This is a genomic window from Nocardia sp. NPDC058114, from assembly GCF_042884695.1.
In the GTDB taxonomy this organism is placed as follows: Bacteria; Actinomycetota; Actinomycetes; order Mycobacteriales; family Mycobacteriaceae; genus Nocardia.
Genome location: NZ_JBHVTK010000003.1, coordinates 424,882 through 438,387, shown reverse-complemented (window position 1 = coordinate 438,387; position 13,506 = coordinate 424,882). Strand labels below are relative to the sequence as shown.

Annotated in this window: 14 protein-coding genes and 1 pseudogene; 6 read left to right on the top strand and 9 right to left on the bottom strand. The window is 67.9% G+C overall.

Going from position 1 to position 13,506, the window contains the following annotated elements:
* Positions 1-5: 5 nt before the first annotated feature.
* The 3 genes from mftF to mftA all read right to left on the bottom strand — a co-directional run bounded on the left by mftF (position 6) and on the right by mftA (position 3,127).
* On the bottom strand, positions 6-1,403 hold the full coding sequence (mftF, locus tag ACFVVI_RS14685; RefSeq protein ID WP_358060798.1) for a mycofactocin biosynthesis glycosyltransferase MftF: 1,398 nt from the start codon (positions 1,401-1,403) through the stop codon (positions 6-8).
* A gap of 141 nt (positions 1,404-1,544) precedes the next feature.
* Positions 1,545-3,020 carry a mycofactocin radical SAM maturase gene (gene mftC, locus ACFVVI_RS14680; protein WP_378991230.1) on the bottom strand — a complete coding sequence of 492 codons (1,476 nt, stop codon included), beginning with the start codon at positions 3,018-3,020 and terminating at the stop codon, positions 1,545-1,547.
* Between the two features lie 2 nt (positions 3,021-3,022).
* Complete coding sequence (mftA, locus tag ACFVVI_RS14675) at positions 3,023-3,127, bottom strand: mycofactocin precursor MftA (RefSeq protein ID WP_101468422.1); 105 nt, start codon at positions 3,125-3,127, stop codon at positions 3,023-3,025.
* A 184-nt stretch (positions 3,128-3,311) separates the two neighbouring features.
* Here mftA and mftR2 point away from each other — a divergent pair, with 184 nt between their 5' ends.
* Together mftR2 and ACFVVI_RS14665 are read left to right on the top strand one after the other, a co-directional pair.
* On the top strand, positions 3,312-3,944 hold the full coding sequence (mftR2, locus tag ACFVVI_RS14670; protein WP_378990881.1) for a mycofactocin system transcriptional regulator MftR2: 633 nt from the start codon (positions 3,312-3,314) through the stop codon (positions 3,942-3,944).
* Positions 3,945-3,981: 37 nt separating this feature from the next.
* Complete coding sequence (locus ACFVVI_RS14665; RefSeq protein WP_387445748.1) at positions 3,982-5,037, top strand: 2Fe-2S iron-sulfur cluster-binding protein; 1,056 nt, start codon at positions 3,982-3,984, stop codon at positions 5,035-5,037.
* Here ACFVVI_RS14665 and ACFVVI_RS14660 read toward each other — a convergent pair.
* From ACFVVI_RS14660 to ACFVVI_RS14650, 3 genes are all read right to left on the bottom strand, one after another.
* Positions 5,034-5,807: a DNA alkylation repair protein gene (locus ACFVVI_RS14660; protein WP_387445747.1), complete on the bottom strand. Its 774-nt coding sequence runs from the start codon at positions 5,805-5,807 to the stop codon at positions 5,034-5,036. The genes ACFVVI_RS14665 and ACFVVI_RS14660 overlap by 4 nt on opposite strands.
* Before the next feature lie 47 nt (positions 5,808-5,854).
* Positions 5,855-6,619, bottom strand: a complete 765-nt coding sequence (locus tag ACFVVI_RS14655) for a glutamate racemase (protein WP_378990886.1) — start codon at positions 6,617-6,619, stop codon at positions 5,855-5,857.
* A gap of 64 nt (positions 6,620-6,683) precedes the next feature.
* The gene (locus tag ACFVVI_RS14650; RefSeq protein WP_387445746.1) at positions 6,684-7,883 is read right to left on the bottom strand and encodes an NAD(P)/FAD-dependent oxidoreductase; all 1,200 of its coding nucleotides are present in this window, start codon (positions 7,881-7,883) and stop codon (positions 6,684-6,686) included.
* A gap of 217 nt (positions 7,884-8,100) precedes the next feature.
* On the opposite strand from ACFVVI_RS14650, the gene ACFVVI_RS14645 reads away from it, so the two are divergent.
* Both ACFVVI_RS14645 and ACFVVI_RS14640 read left to right on the top strand, forming a co-directional pair.
* A complete protein-coding gene (locus ACFVVI_RS14645) occupies positions 8,101-8,457 on the top strand; it encodes an SPW repeat protein (protein WP_387445745.1) in 357 nt (118 codons plus the stop codon).
* Positions 8,457-9,074 (top strand): TetR/AcrR family transcriptional regulator, encoded by a 618-nt coding sequence (locus ACFVVI_RS14640; RefSeq protein WP_378990890.1) that lies wholly within the window; start codon positions 8,457-8,459, stop codon positions 9,072-9,074. Before ACFVVI_RS14645 ends, ACFVVI_RS14640 begins: the two co-directional genes overlap by 1 nt.
* Positions 9,075-9,090: 16 nt before the next feature.
* Here the strand turns inward: ACFVVI_RS14640 and ACFVVI_RS14635 are convergent, their stop codons facing one another.
* Positions 9,091-10,608 carry an MFS transporter gene (locus ACFVVI_RS14635; protein ID WP_387445744.1) on the bottom strand — a complete coding sequence of 506 codons (1,518 nt, stop codon included), beginning with the start codon at positions 10,606-10,608 and terminating at the stop codon, positions 9,091-9,093.
* 102 nt (positions 10,609-10,710) lie between these two features.
* Here ACFVVI_RS14635 and ACFVVI_RS14630 point away from each other — a divergent pair.
* Positions 10,711-10,857: pseudogene (locus ACFVVI_RS14630) on the top strand (transcriptional regulator); the annotation flags it as partial.
* 34 nt (positions 10,858-10,891) lie between these two features.
* Entirely contained in the window at positions 10,892-12,361 is a 1,470-nt protein-coding gene (locus ACFVVI_RS14625; protein ID WP_387445743.1) for a recombinase family protein, read from the top strand.
* Positions 12,362-12,450: 89 nt separating this feature from the next.
* Here ACFVVI_RS14625 and ACFVVI_RS14620 read toward each other — a convergent pair whose 3' ends face one another.
* Complete coding sequence (locus tag ACFVVI_RS14620) at positions 12,451-12,771, bottom strand: hypothetical protein (protein WP_387445742.1); 321 nt, start codon at positions 12,769-12,771, stop codon at positions 12,451-12,453.
* A 148-nt stretch (positions 12,772-12,919) separates the two neighbouring features.
* Positions 12,920-13,309 (bottom strand): hypothetical protein, encoded by a 390-nt coding sequence (locus tag ACFVVI_RS14615; protein WP_387445741.1) that lies wholly within the window; start codon positions 13,307-13,309, stop codon positions 12,920-12,922.
* Positions 13,310-13,506 lie beyond the last annotated feature (197 nt).

The window sequence follows — 13,506 nt, the reverse complement described above, 5'->3', positions numbered from 1 at the left end:
CGGCTTCAGCGGGGCGGCACGCTCGGCTTGAGCGCTTCGAAACTGCGCGCCCGGATGACGCCGAGCCACAGGCCCGTGCCGTAGGCCACGTCGTCGAGACGCTTGTAGGCCACATAGCGGACCGGGTCGAGCCCGCCCGAGTCGCGATGGGTGAACCAGTCGGCGAGACCGTCGGCGAGTGCCATCGTGATGGCGATCTTGCGGATCCGGCTCGACGCGATCACCGCCAGGAGCGTCACCGGCCAATAGTCCCGGCACATCGCCGAAGCCAGTCGCCACATCCCGGCGAAGTAACCGCGCGCGAGGTAGACCGCCGCGATCCGGGTCGGGTTGTCCAGTTCGGTGAAGACCCGGCGCAGGCGGACCAGGGCCGTCGCCAGAGTGACGAGTCCGCCGAGCAGACCCCATTTCGACAGTGTCGCGAACAGCAGACTGGCCAGCACGGTCCAGGTCGGCACCGACAGCGGCGAGACCAAGCCCGAGTGCCGTTTCCCGAGCGGTGCCGCGCCCGTGCCGTAGAACAGCTTTCGCCCGAACCAGGCGCGGAAGGCGACCCGGTGATCGTGGGCGACGTGCGCGGCGGGCTCGTAGCGCAACCGCCAGCCCGCGCGTTCGAGGCGCCAGCACAGGTCGACGTCTTCGGCCACCTGCATCGATTCGTCGAATCCACCCTCGCCGAGCAGCGCCGCGCGCCTGGCCAGCAGCGCCGCGCTGGGCACGTACGACACGATGCCGCGAGCGTGCACCGCCGATTCGCGCCGGCCGAGGTCGAGTGAGGAGCGAGTGTGTTCGTAGCGAGCGAGCGCGTTGGATTCGGAATCCAGGGCCACGATGCGCGGCGCGACCAGCGCGACCTGCGGATCGCTGAAATGTCCGAGCATGACCTCGAGCCATCCGCTGCGCGGCACCACATCGGAGTCCAGGAACGCCACGAAGCCCGTTGTCGCCGCCTGCAATCCGGCATTACGGGCGGCGGCGGGGCCGAGCGGGCTCTCGTGCCGCAGCACCGTCACCTGACCGCGGCCCGGCCGTGGTGGGATGCGGACCGGCTCGTCGGAGCCGTCGTCGACGACGATCACATTGTGCCCACGCAGCACTGCCAGCAGCCGTAACAGCCCGTCGGCGTTGTTGTAGAGCGGGATGACCACGGTGACGTCGTCGAGGGATGGTTCGAGCCGCGGGCGCGGGTTGGCCACGCCGGAATCGAGCAGTCGGCGCGCGACGATCGCGGACTTGGTGTCGGTCACCTCCAGGTATCCGTCGCCGATCAACTCGGCGGCCTCCGGGGCCAAGCGCAGCATCCGTGCGGGCGATCCTCCGATCAGGATCCGACCCCCGGAAAATGCGCGTACCCGTGGATCGATCCGTACCCCGAAGCCGTCGGGCAGACGATCATGGCGCATTCCTCGCATGCTATTCGCAGTTGGCCCCGCAGACATCATCACCCCACAAAAAAGGACCAAAGTCTGTCCGAAATACGGCTGTGACCGGTTGCCGGACGCGTCAACAAGATCGGCAGCGCACTTCCGGCAACCGGGATGGGCTCAGCCGAGCGGACTCTCGTTGCACGCCTTGGCCGGTGGCCGCTTCACGGTCAGTGGCAGCGACACCCTGGTTCGGCTGCGAACCGGGCGCGAGTGGTCGACGGCGGGGCGCGGAATGGTGCGTCCCGGCGCCGACAGCGCCGCTTCGCCGTAGCCCTGAACGCATTCCGGGTCCGGTCCGTTGGCGGGCAGGCCGGTGAAGAACTTCGCGGCCATGCAACCACCACGGCACGAGTCGTAGTGCGAGCACTTCGTGCACGCGCCACCGTCGACCGGCTCGCGCAGTTCGGCGAAGAGTTCCGAATCGGTCCAGACCGCCTCGAAACCACCGTCGGCGACGATGTTTCCGGCCTTGAAGCGGTCATGGATGGCGAACGGACAGGCGTAGACATCACCGACCGGATCGACCAGACAGACCACCCGGCCCGCACCGCACATGTTCAAACCCGGTAGCGCCGAGCCGAATGCGGACAGGTGGAAGAACGAGTCGCCGGTGAGAACGCCCTCGCCGTTGCGGACGAGCCAGTCGTAGAGCTCGCGCTGCTGTTCGGGCAGCGGGTGCAGCTCGTCCCACACGTCCGCGCCTCGACCCGAGGGACGAAGGCGGGTGAGTCGCAAGGTGGCGCCGTACTTGTCGGCGATGGCCTTGAACTCGTCGAGCTGGGAGATGTTGTGCCGGGTGGCGACCACCGAGAGCTTGGCGTCCTTGAAACCCGCCGCGGCGAGGTTCGACAGCGCCTTGATCGCGGTGTCGTAGGAGCCGGGACCGCGCACGGCGTCGTTCACCGCGGCATCGGCGCCGTCGAGGGAGATCTGCACGTCGACGTAGTCGCTGGCCGCCAAACGCGCGGCGACCTCTTCGTTGATGCGAACGCCGTTGGTGGAGAACTTGACCCCCACATTGTGCGCGGTGGCGTAGTCGACCAGTTCCCAGAAGTCGGGGCGCACAGTCGGTTCACCGCCGCCGATGTTGACGTAGAAGATCTGCATGCGCTCGAACTCGTCGATCAGCGCCTTGCACTGCTCGGTGCTCAGTTCGTTCGGGTCGCGGCGACCCGACGAGGACAGGCAGTGCACGCACGACAGGTTGCAGGCGTAGGTGAGTTCCCAGGTCAGGCAGATCGGTGCGGCGAGGCCCGATTCGAAACGGTCGATCAACCTGCCGCCCTGGGTGGCGTCACCCGCCGCCAGGGCTGTCGGTGCGGCGGTGACCGGTCCGGGCGATGCCACGATCATGTCGGTGTCGGCCAGCTGCGCGAGCGCTTTGACGTGCGCGTCGGAGGCGTCTATGCCCTTGGCACGCAGTGCGTCGCGCACGGAGGGGTGCGCGGGCAGCGACCGGACCACATCGACGAGATCGCGGCTCTTGAGGAACGAGAGCTTGCGGGTGCCGAAGTGGTACAGCAGCGCGCCGAAGGATTCCGGGCGCAACGAGACCCGAGGGTGCAGCGTCCAACGGGTGTCGAGGTCCAGCATGGTCAGTACACGCCGCACATGCCGTCGATGCTGACCTCTTCGATCAGCGTCTCGGTGACCAGGTCCTCGTCGGATTCGACGGTCGCAGGCGTGGTGTTCTCAGGCATGACTACCTCCATTGTGTTGCCGGTCACCTCGCACCTTAACGTCAGTGACTGCCATAAAGGGCGGAATCGGAAAATCTTTCTCTGAGCACACCCCGCCCCCCTCGGCTGCGAACCCCTCTAGACTTCCGGAGGCAGGGACGGGAAAGGGCTGATGGCCCGGTGGCAGCAGAGGTGAGGCAGAGGCTTGCGTAACCATGGCGGGGCGGGTGCTGGTTCGACACTGTCGGAGGCAGAGATCGTCGACGCGGCACTGAAAGTGGTGCGCGAGGACGGGGTCGAGAAGCTGTCGATGCGGCGGCTCTCGCGCGAGCTCGGGGTGTCACCGATGGCGCCGTACTACTACGTGGCCGACAAGCGCGAGCTACTCGATCTGGTTGCCAGCGCGGCCCTGGTCGGGGTGCGCAAGCCGCCGCGCGAGTCCGGTCCGTGGCAGGTGCGCCTGCGCGATCTGATCGATCAGATAGACGATAAACTGCGCACGCATCCCGGCCTGGGCGACATCTTGCTCGAGCAGATGCTCGGCAAGCAGCTCGACCTGATCGACGCCGTGATGGAGATCCTGTTCGACGCGGGCTTCAGCGACCGCAACGTGCTGGCCGCCTACGCGACCATCCACACCTACCTGTTCGGCCGCAGCAGAGTGAACCCGCGCGACCGTTCCGCGCCCGCCGACGTGCTGCTGCCCGAGGCAGTGGCCCGAGCCACGAAGTACATGTCCGACCTGCGCGGCAAGTACTCCTACGACTTCGGGATGGAGGTGCTGGTCGCCGGACTCGAGGCGCAGCTTGCCCTGCAGGCGCGTCCCGGCCTAGCATGAAACTGAAACACGTTCTAGTTTTGCCCGAGAGGACGACATGACCACAGTCGAGGTTCCGCACGGCTCGCGCTCGGTGGTGCTGCGAGTAGCCGCGGTGATCGCCGAAACGGCCGACACCCACTCCGTGGTCTTCGAGGTACCCGCCGAACTCCGCGAGCGCTTCGCCTACTCCCCCGGCCAGTTCCTGACGCTGCGCATCCCGAGCGAGCAGACCGGTTCGGTCGCCCGCTGCTATTCGCTGGCCAGTTCGCCGTTCACCGATGACCTGCCGAAGGTGACCGTCAAGCGCACCGTGGACGGATACGGCTCGAACTGGCTGTGCGACAACATCGCCGCGGGCGACGAGGTCGAGGTGCTGCCGCCGTCAGGTGTGTTCACGCCCAAGGATCTCGACGAGGACATGCTGCTGTTCGGCGCGGGCAGCGGAATCACGCCGGTGATGTCGATCCTGAAGTCGGCGCTGTCGCAGGGTTCGGGCAAGGTCGTGCTGGTTTACGCCAATCGCGACGCGACCTCGGTGATCTTCGCGGACGAACTCCGCGATCTCGTCGGTAAGCATCCCCAGCGACTCACCGTCATCCACTGGCTCGAACCGCTGCTCGGTCTGCCGACCGCCGGCATGCTGGCCACCCTGGTCCGGCCCTACACCGCCTACGAGGCGTTCATGTGCGGGCCCAAGCCGTTCATGGACCTGGTGCACGACGCGCTGGCCTCGCTCGAGGTCCCGCGCAACCGCACCCACGCCGAGGTGTTCAACTCCCTCGCCGGAGATCCGTTCGCCGACCACGCGCCCGCCGAGGTGTCCGAGGCCGAAGCGGCCGACGCGGCGACGGTCGAGGTGGAACTCGACGGCCAGGTGCACGAGATGTCGTGGCCCCGCAAGCAGACGCTGGTCGACATCATGCTCGACAAGGGCCTCGACGTGCCCTACTCCTGCCAGGAGGGCGAGTGCGGGTCGTGTGCCTGCACCGTGCTGGAAGGCAAAGTGGAGATGGCCAATTCGGAGATCCTCGATCCCGAGGACATCGAGAACGGGTACATCCTCGGCTGCCAGGCGCGGCCGGTGACCGATCGCCTGCGGATCCAGTTCTAACGCATGGCGCGGTAGGCGGCGCGTTGCTCGGGGTCGAGGTGTTCGGTCGCGTAGCTCAACGCGGTGCGGCCCAGCTCGGGTGCGTTCCGGTTCAGGAAATCGGTGAGTGCGGTCTGGTCGACGCGCTTGCCGATTTCGCGCAACATCCACCCCAGCGCCTTCTGGATCAGATCTCGGCGGTCCGTCCGAAGGATTTCGGCGAGCTCCAAGGTGGTGCTCGGATCGCCCGCCTTGATGAACGCGAACGTCGACAACAGCGCGACCCGGCGCTCCCACAGCGAATCCTGTTCGGCCAGTTCGAACAGCAGCGTGCGGTCTTTGTCGAGTAGCCAGGGGCCGATGATGTTCTCGGCGGAGGCGTCGACCAGATCCCAGTTGTTGACCCGGCCGCGCCGGACGGCCGCCAGGTAGAGATCGACCATCTCCTTGCGGGCCGTGTCGTCGAGGGCACGCGGTTTCGATGCCGCCGCGAAGCGGGCGTTGAGGATGAACAGGGCAGCCAGGCGTTCCTCGTGGAGGGGACTGTCGAGGAGTTCGTCGATCTGCGAAAGCGGCAGTGCGGGGAACTGTTTCGCCACTTTTCTGGTGACGGGGACTCGGATGCCGAGAAAGATGTCGCCCTCGCCGTATTCGCCGGGGCCGGTCTTGAAGAAGCGTTGCAGGTGATGCGCGTCAGTGGGGTTCGCCAGGTCGGCGAGGGCCTTACGCACCTGTGCAGCGGTGGGAAGCTCGGACACACGCACCTCCGGGTCGGCGGATTCCCTCCGCATTCAACACCGGTGCGGTGACATGCCGGAGCAGGCTCCCCGCCGTCCGATCAGGCCGGTAGTGCGCCGAGGAGGCGGCCCGACTCGAATGTCGCCGCACCGGAGGGCAACTCGCCCGGCCGACCGCTCGTGCGGACGGTGACGGTGCCGGAGCCGGTGGTGGGGCGGCCGAGTTCGTCCATCTTGCGCACGGTCTGGGCGGCGACAGCTTGGGCGCTGTCGAACAGGCGCACTCCGTCGGGCAGTGCGGCGATGATGGCGTCGATGACCAGCGGGTAGTGGGTGCAGCCGAGGACAACGCCCTCGACGTCGGCCGGGGTGCGCGCGGCCGAGTCGGCGATCGACTCACGGATCGCCACGATGTCACCGCGGTCGATCGCATCGGCCAGGCCGTGGCAGGCGACTCCGACGACCTTCGCGTCACCGCCGAACCTGGCGATCAGATCGGCCTGGTAGCGGCTGGCAGTGGTCGCCGCCGTCGCCCACACGGCCACCGAATTGCACTGTGCGGCAGCAGGTTTGATCGCGGGAACCGTGCCGATCACCGGCACCGAATCCCCCACCTCCGCCCGCACATGCGCCAACGCGGTTACGCTGGCGGTATTGCACGGCAGCACGATCACCTCGGCCCCCGCCTCGATCGCCTGCCGTGCCGTGCCGACGACCCGCTCGACCACCCACTGCTCCGGCTTGGGCCCCCAGGGCGCACCATCGGGGTCGAGCAGCAGCAGCAAGTCGACGTCGGGCCGCAGCTTGCGCAACCACGAAGCCGTAGGCAACAGGCCGAGGCCGGAATCGATGAGCGCGACGATCACCGCTACACCGTATTACAGCGGCGAGCCCGGCCGATCGCGACCATACGCACCGGCCCGGGCGGGCTCAGCCTGCGGCGGCGAGGAGGTCCGCCACCGGCGTGGGGGTGGCCAGTTTGGCGCGCAGTTTCATCACCTGGCTGGTCAGGCCCGCACCGAGCACGGCCGTGAGGATGCCGTCGCGGGAGTAGTAGGCGAGGAACTTGCGGCCGTCGTCGGTGACCACGGTGACGTCGTCGCCGGCCGAGGGGGTGCCGAGGGCCTGGATCTTGATGTCGTACTGGTCGCTCCAGAAGTACGGGACGCGGGCCATGGTGGGCGGAGTACCGCCGAGGAGGGCGGTGACCAGCAATTTCGCCTGCTCACCCGCGCTCGTCCAGTGTTCGACCCGCTTGCGGACGCCGGAGTCGTGCTGCCAGGCGGCGACATCACCGACCGCCCAGACGGCGTCGGCGGAGGTACGGCCGACCTCGTCGGCGAGCACGCCACCGCCCGCGGACCTGTCGGCCAGCTCGATACCGGAGTCGGCCAGCCAGTCGGTGACGGGGACCGAGCCCACGCCGACCACGACCAGGTCGGTGTCGAGGTCGGTGCCGTCGGTGAGGACCGCGCCACACACCCGGCCGGAATCGTCGGCGCGCAGGGTGTCGACGCCGACACCGCAGCGCAGGTCGACGCCTTCGTCGCGATGCAGGCGCGCCACCAGGCCACCGATCTGCTCGCCCAGGACCGAGGCCAGCGGGGTCGGCTGGGGTTCGACGAGGCTGACCTCGACTCCGGCGGCGCGGAAGCTGGCGGCGAGTTCGCAGCCGATGAAACCGGCGCCGATGATCAATGCCCGGTTCGCACCGTCCAGTTCGGCGCGCAGGGATTCGGCGTCCTCATGGGCACGCAGCACATGTACGCCCCCGACCTGGGGAAGACCGGGGAGCCTGCGCGGGCGCAGACCGGTCGCGATGATCAGCTGGTCGTAGGCGATGGTGGCGCCGTCGGCCAGGGTGACGGCGCGCGCGGCGGTGTCGACACCGGTGACGGCGGTACCGAGGCGCAGCTCGATGTTCTTGTCCGCGAAGAACTCCGGCGGGCGAAGGGTGGTGTCGTCGGTCTCGCCGCGCACGAACTGCTTCGACAGCGGCGGGCGGTCGTACGGCGCGCGCGTCTCGTCGCCGAGCAGCAGCACACCGCCCTCGTATCCGGCCCGGCGCAGTTCCTCGGCCGTGCGCAGGCCTGCCAGACCCGCTCCGACGATCACGATGGGCGCGCTCATATTGTGTCCTCTCGGCATGCGCGGTCGCTGACCGCTCGTGCCATGTTTCTGCTGTGTCGCGGACCACTACGGCCCCCAGATGTTTGTACCAGTGCGCCGGGTCACCTGTGACACCCACGTCGCAACACAACCGTGCCGCTTCCGATGTCGACCGGGCGGTCAATCAGGAGTAGACCGAGGTCAGAGGTATTTTCGTCTCAACGAGGAGGCATTTCCCATGTTCACCAACAGTCGCGCACAGGACTTTCTGGCCGTTGTGCTCGGCGCATTCACCGCACTGTCGCCCCTGTGGCTCGACACCAACGACAACGCCCGCTGGACCCTGATCGTGCTCGGCGTACTCATCGCCGCGACCGGTCTGATCCAGATGGTCAGGGACGATCTGACGGTCGCGGACTACGCGATGGGCGTGTTCGGCGTGCTGCTGTTCATCTCGCCGTGGGCCATGGACTTCACCGCGTTCAGCGGCGCGTCCTGGACCGCATGGGTGGTCGGAGTGGTGACGGCGGTGGTGGCGGTCGCCGCGCTGCCTGCCATGAACCAGCGCCTGCACAACATGGCTCCACATCACTGATGCCGGGCCGACGAGTCGGGCGCCGCAACGCGAAACGCGATGGCGACGCCCGGCAACTCATCCTGGATGCCGCCGAGACCCTGTTCGCCGCACAGGGATTCGACGCGACGCCGACCGCGGCCGTCGCCGCGGCCGCCGATGTGCCGAAAGGACTGGTCTTCTACTACTTCCCCACCAAGAACGCGATCCTGTCCGCGCTCATGCGCGAACGCGTCCCCGAACACCCGATCGACGACCTCGCCGCCGTGGTGACCCCCGGCGATCCGGCCGCCAGCCTGATCAATCTCGACACCGCGATCAACCTGCGCGACCATCACTCCTCGGTCCTGCGGGTGATCATGTGGCGCGAAGCCGACACCCACCCCGACGTGCGCCGCAAACTCCGCGCCCTGCGCGATCAGCTCCTCGATGTCACCACCAGGGTCCTGCAAGCCAGCACCCCCGTCCCCGTCCGCCCCGGCACCCTCCACGCCTGCGCCGCTGCCTGGGTGTCCGCCATGTTCGCGATCGCCAGCACCGACCGCCTCCACGCCCTCGACGACCTACCCGTCCCGACTGCCGACGACCTGCTGAACGTCGCCCAGGTGGTCGCGGCGGGCATGACCCACCTCGGCTGACGACAGCGTAGATCCGTCAGCTTCGGCTGTCCGCCGGGCGTCGTCGACGAGATGCCGATCCGGTCGGCGCCGCATCCGCCGCGGTGAGCGCCCCGCCACGGAGAACGCGGAGGGCCACCGAGCCGAGGACCCCGTGCAGGACGGCCGCGGTGGCGGCGACGACGTGCAGTCCACTGACGAAGGCGCTGCGGGCGTCGTCGAGCACGGCGGGGGCGAGGCCGGGCAGGTGCAGAGTCTCGCCGAGGGTCGGGGCTAGGTCCGGACCGTGGACGCGGAACAAGACGGCGGCCAGCGAACCGAACAGGGCGATACCGAGCGCGTTGCCGAGTTCGTTGCCGGTCTCGGCCAGCGCGGCCGCCGCGCCCGCCCGTTCGGCCGGCACCGCGGCGACGGCGATCTCGGCGACCACGCTGAACGAGATGCCGTAGCCGATGCCGGCAACCGCCGTCGCGGCGATATACCAGCCGACCCCGCTGCCGGTGCTGGTCGGCAACAGCAACGACAGTCCGATCGCGATCGTGAAGTGGGCGGTGATCAACGCTGCCGACCGGCCGATGCGGGCCACGACGGCCGGGGTGACGACGGCGGCCGCGGTGAGCACGAGCGCGCCGGGGACCGCGAGCAGCGCGGCGTCGGCGATGGACCTGCCGAGCACGGATTGTAGGTACATCGCCGCCAGATACGCGGTCGCCGACCAGGCCGCCAGCGGCAGGAACCCGGTGACGATAGCGATGGTGAAGACCCGGTTGCGGAACAGGGTGAAGTCGATGAGCGGGTTGTCGATGCGCCCCTGCCTGCGGCCGAACCACGCGAGCAGCGCCACACCGACCAGGCCCACAGTCACCGAGGAAATGGATATGCCCTGCGCAGCGCCGTGTTTCACCGCGTACATGGCAGCCAGAAGTCCGGATGCCGAGGTGAGCACACTCGCCACGTCGATGCGGCTGAGGCCGGTCGCGCGCACCTCACCGAGCAGGATCGGCGCCAGCACCAGGAACACCAGCACCACGGGCACATTGATCAGTAGCACCGATCCCCACCAGAACCGGGTCAGCAGCTGCCCGGCGACGATCGGGCCGATCGCGAAACCCGCGGCGAAGGTGGCGGCGAAGATGCCGATGGCCTGCGCCCGTCGGCGCGGGTCGGTGAACAGTGTGCCGAGCACGGCGAGCGCCGACGGCAACAGCGTCGCGCCTGCCACCCCCATCAGGACACGGAAGGCGATCAGCAGTGCGGGGCTCGTGGCGAAGGCCGCCCCCACCGAGCCGAGGCCGAACATCGCCGCGCCGATCATCAGCAGGCGTTTGCGGCCGTATCGGTCACCGATGGTGCCGAACGCGATCAGCAGGGCGCCGACCGCGAAGCCGTAGCTGTCCAGGATCCAGAGGGCTTCGTCGGCCGAGGGTGAGAGCGCCTCGGTGATGGCGGGCATGGCCAGGAACAGCACCGAGCCGTCCATGGCGACGAGCAGGACGGGGCCGAGCACCACCAGCAGGCCCAGCCAGGATCGCAGCTCGATATCGATTCGATTCATGTCCCCACCCTGCGATCGCGTGCGAGTGGTAACCAGACCCCTGACGTGGGTACACCCGGCCGGGATAGGCAGGACAGCCCGGTGGTGCCTACGATCGGAACGATGGAGTTGGAAAGCCTCGGAACGTTCCTCAAGTCCCGCCGCGACCGAACTACCCCTGAGCGGATCGGCCTACGCACCTTCGGCGTCACCCGCCGCGTCCCCGGACTTCGCCGCGAAGAACTCGCTCAGCTCGCCGGGACCAATCTATAATTAGTGGTCCCTTAGCCTAGGGAGCGTCGAGTTGGCAAACAACCAGGTCAAAGCCGGTCAAGACCCCGTCCTGGACATCTACGCGCGGGTTTCACGTCTCACTGACGACCGGCAACGATCCACCGAAGGACAGGTCGACGACTGCACCGCGCGCATTGCCGACCACGGCGGCCAGGTCGGGGAAGTCCACATCGATCCCGACCGATCGGCGTGGAACCGGCGCGTATACCGCCGCCAGTGGGAACGGCTGATGACACGACTCGAGTCCGGCGCGACCGGCGGTGTGGTCGTGTTCGACATGGCGCGCTTCTCCCGCCGTCCGATCGAGGGCGAGCGGTTGATCGATGCCGCAGAGAAAGGGCTTACGGTCCTCGACAGCGAAGGCGAATACGATCTGTTGACCGCGAACGGACGCAAAGCTTTTCGCGATCAGCTCACCGCCGCCGCCTACGAGTCGGATCGATTGTCCTCGCGTGTGAAGCGTGGCAAGCGATTGAAGGCCGCGCGAGGCGAACCCAACCACACTCACCGCCCGTTCGGGTTCGAGCCCGACGGGGTCACCCCGCGTGCCTCCGAAGCGGCGGTACTCGGGGAAATGGCCGCTCGCCGGTTGGCCGGGGACAGCTACCGCGCTATCGCTGCCGATCTCAACGCTCGGGGAATCACGACCTCGGTCGGGGCGAAGTGGTCCGGGGAGAAGGTCAAGCGAGTGTTGTCGAACCCGCGCAACGCCGGGTTCGTGGTCCATCACGGTGAACTCGTGTCCAAGATGGCGGGCACACCGTTGATCGCCGAGTCCGATTGGGAACAACTGAGCGCGATGTTCGACGCGGCGGGGCGAGGCCGACCGGCGAGCGCGGAGTACGCGTGTTCGGGTGCGGTCGAATGCGGTGGGTGTGGTCGCGGGCTGACCGGCCGCCCGCAGCCGAACCGGGCACCGTACGCCGATGGGCCGATGCGGCGGCGGTACTGGTGCCAAAAACGCATGACCGGTGGCGGGTGCAACAAGGTATCGATCGACATGCGCCAGCTCGATACCGCCATGGGTGGGTTGGTGGTATCGATCCTGTCCGACCCCGCCCATAGTGAAGCCGTCTCCGCCGCAGCGACAGCAGCGAACGAGGCGCGTCGGCCGGTGGCCGAGAAGCTGGCCGAGTGTGAGGAGCTGGCCGAGGCACTGTCGGACCGGTTGGGGCGCGGGGAAATCAGTCTGGCCCGCTACGACAAAGCGGTCACGCCACTGGATCGGCGTATCGCCGTGCTGCGCCAACAACTGGCCGAACTCGACGCCGCGCCCGAGCTCGACGAACTCCGGCACAGCGGGGCGCACGCGGAATCGGTGCAGGAGTGGACGCAGCGGTGGAACGACGCGAACACTCAGGAGAAGCGGGTGATGATCAAGCGCGCGTTGCGGGGCCGCCGGGTTCGGGTCATGCCCGCCACCAAACGCGGTCCGAAGTTCGACCCGAACCGGATCGTGGTCGACCCGATCGCCGCGTAAGCATCAGGCCGCGCGCCGACCGGCCACACCTCACCGCCGCCGCTGTCCTCAGCGGCGGCGGTGTGCTGTCGCCCTACGGGCGGTGTGTCTCACCGTGCCCCCGGATTCTCGCCATCTCCGTCATCGCCGCCGTCGGTGGTGTCGGCGCGACGGCGCTCGATGCGGGCAACGACCGCAGCAACGGCCGCGATCCCTTCGGCATCCAGCGGCGGCCACTGCCGAGTGATCGGCTGCCAGTAGGCAACCCAGTCTTCGAACGCAGTGCGCTGCGGTGCCTGGTCGAGCGCGCTCGCGCCGTTGCCTGCCGATCCCGGTGTGGCACTAGCCGTCCGCGCCTGCGCGTCATGGCGTAGCTGTGTATCACCGGGCTCGGCAATATGCGGTCGAACTTTTCTGTTGTGGCTGGGCATTGGTCGCCTTTCGACTAGCCAGCCCGCTGATCATCCCCCATCGAGTATGCCTGTCGATCACAACCTGCCTTCGCCTGCGGGACCAGAGCGCACACAGGGGACCCGACCACCAACATGCCCACCGACCCACGGCCGCACCGTGCCAGGCTCATTCCGCCCCCGATATCTGAGGGTCGTCATCATCGGTGGCGTCGGCGCGGCGGCGATCGATGCGCGCCACGATCGCAGCAACGGCCGCGATCCCTTCGGCATCCAGCGGCGGCCACTGCCGAGTGATCGGCTGCCAGTAGGCAACCCAGTCTTCGAACGCAGTGCCCGGCGGTAGTTGGTCGGGTGGACTTGCCTCCTGTCGCTGCGCGTCATGGCGTAGCTGTGCGTCACCGGACTCGGCGGTGCGCGGTCGATCTTTTTTGTCACGGGACATTTCGATTTCCTTAATCGACTGCCCGATCAGTGGCTCTTCCCCTTTCAAGTATGCCTGTTGATCAACAGTGGTCGCAGTCGGCGCGATTCGCAGCCACCGCGCGAGCACGGCCAACCGCCGCCCGGCGCGCGCCCGACCGGCGCGCCGGATTCATCACCGCAGCACTACCGGACCCATCCCACCGGTACCCAACACAGCCCACTCACACCCACACCCCCGCAACCCATCCCACCCCACCCCATCAATGCCCCACCCCCGCAACTAAACTCACCCTCATTTCTACATACCCCCTACCCCTATTTTTCGCTCCT

Excerpts from the sequence above, each read along its gene's own strand:
- ACFVVI_RS14650 (WP_387445746.1), bottom strand. The coding sequence starts at position 7,883 with ATGAGCGCGCCCATCGTGATCGTCGGAGCGGGTCTGGCAGGCCTGCGC.
- ACFVVI_RS14640 (WP_378990890.1), top strand. The coding sequence starts at position 8,457 with ATGCCGGGCCGACGAGTCGGGCGCCGCAACGCGAAACGCGATGGCGAC.
- ACFVVI_RS14665 (WP_387445748.1), top strand. The coding sequence starts at position 3,982 with ATGACCACAGTCGAGGTTCCGCACGGCTCGCGCTCGGTGGTGCTGCGA.
- ACFVVI_RS14645 (WP_387445745.1), top strand. The coding sequence starts at position 8,101 with ATGTTCACCAACAGTCGCGCACAGGACTTTCTGGCCGTTGTGCTCGGC.
- mftC (WP_378991230.1), bottom strand. The coding sequence starts at position 3,020 with ATGCTGGACCTCGACACCCGTTGGACGCTGCACCCTCGGGTCTCGTTG.
- mftA (WP_101468422.1), bottom strand. The coding sequence starts at position 3,127 with ATGCCTGAGAACACCACGCCTGCGACCGTCGAATCCGACGAGGACCTG.
- mftF (WP_358060798.1), bottom strand. The coding sequence starts at position 1,403 with ATGCGCCATGATCGTCTGCCCGACGGCTTCGGGGTACGGATCGATCCA.
- ACFVVI_RS14635 (WP_387445744.1), bottom strand. The coding sequence starts at position 10,608 with ATGAATCGAATCGATATCGAGCTGCGATCCTGGCTGGGCCTGCTGGTG.
- ACFVVI_RS14660 (WP_387445747.1), bottom strand. The coding sequence starts at position 5,807 with ATGCGGAGGGAATCCGCCGACCCGGAGGTGCGTGTGTCCGAGCTTCCC.
- ACFVVI_RS14620 (WP_387445742.1), bottom strand. The coding sequence starts at position 12,771 with ATGCCCAGCCACAACAGAAAAGTTCGACCGCATATTGCCGAGCCCGGT.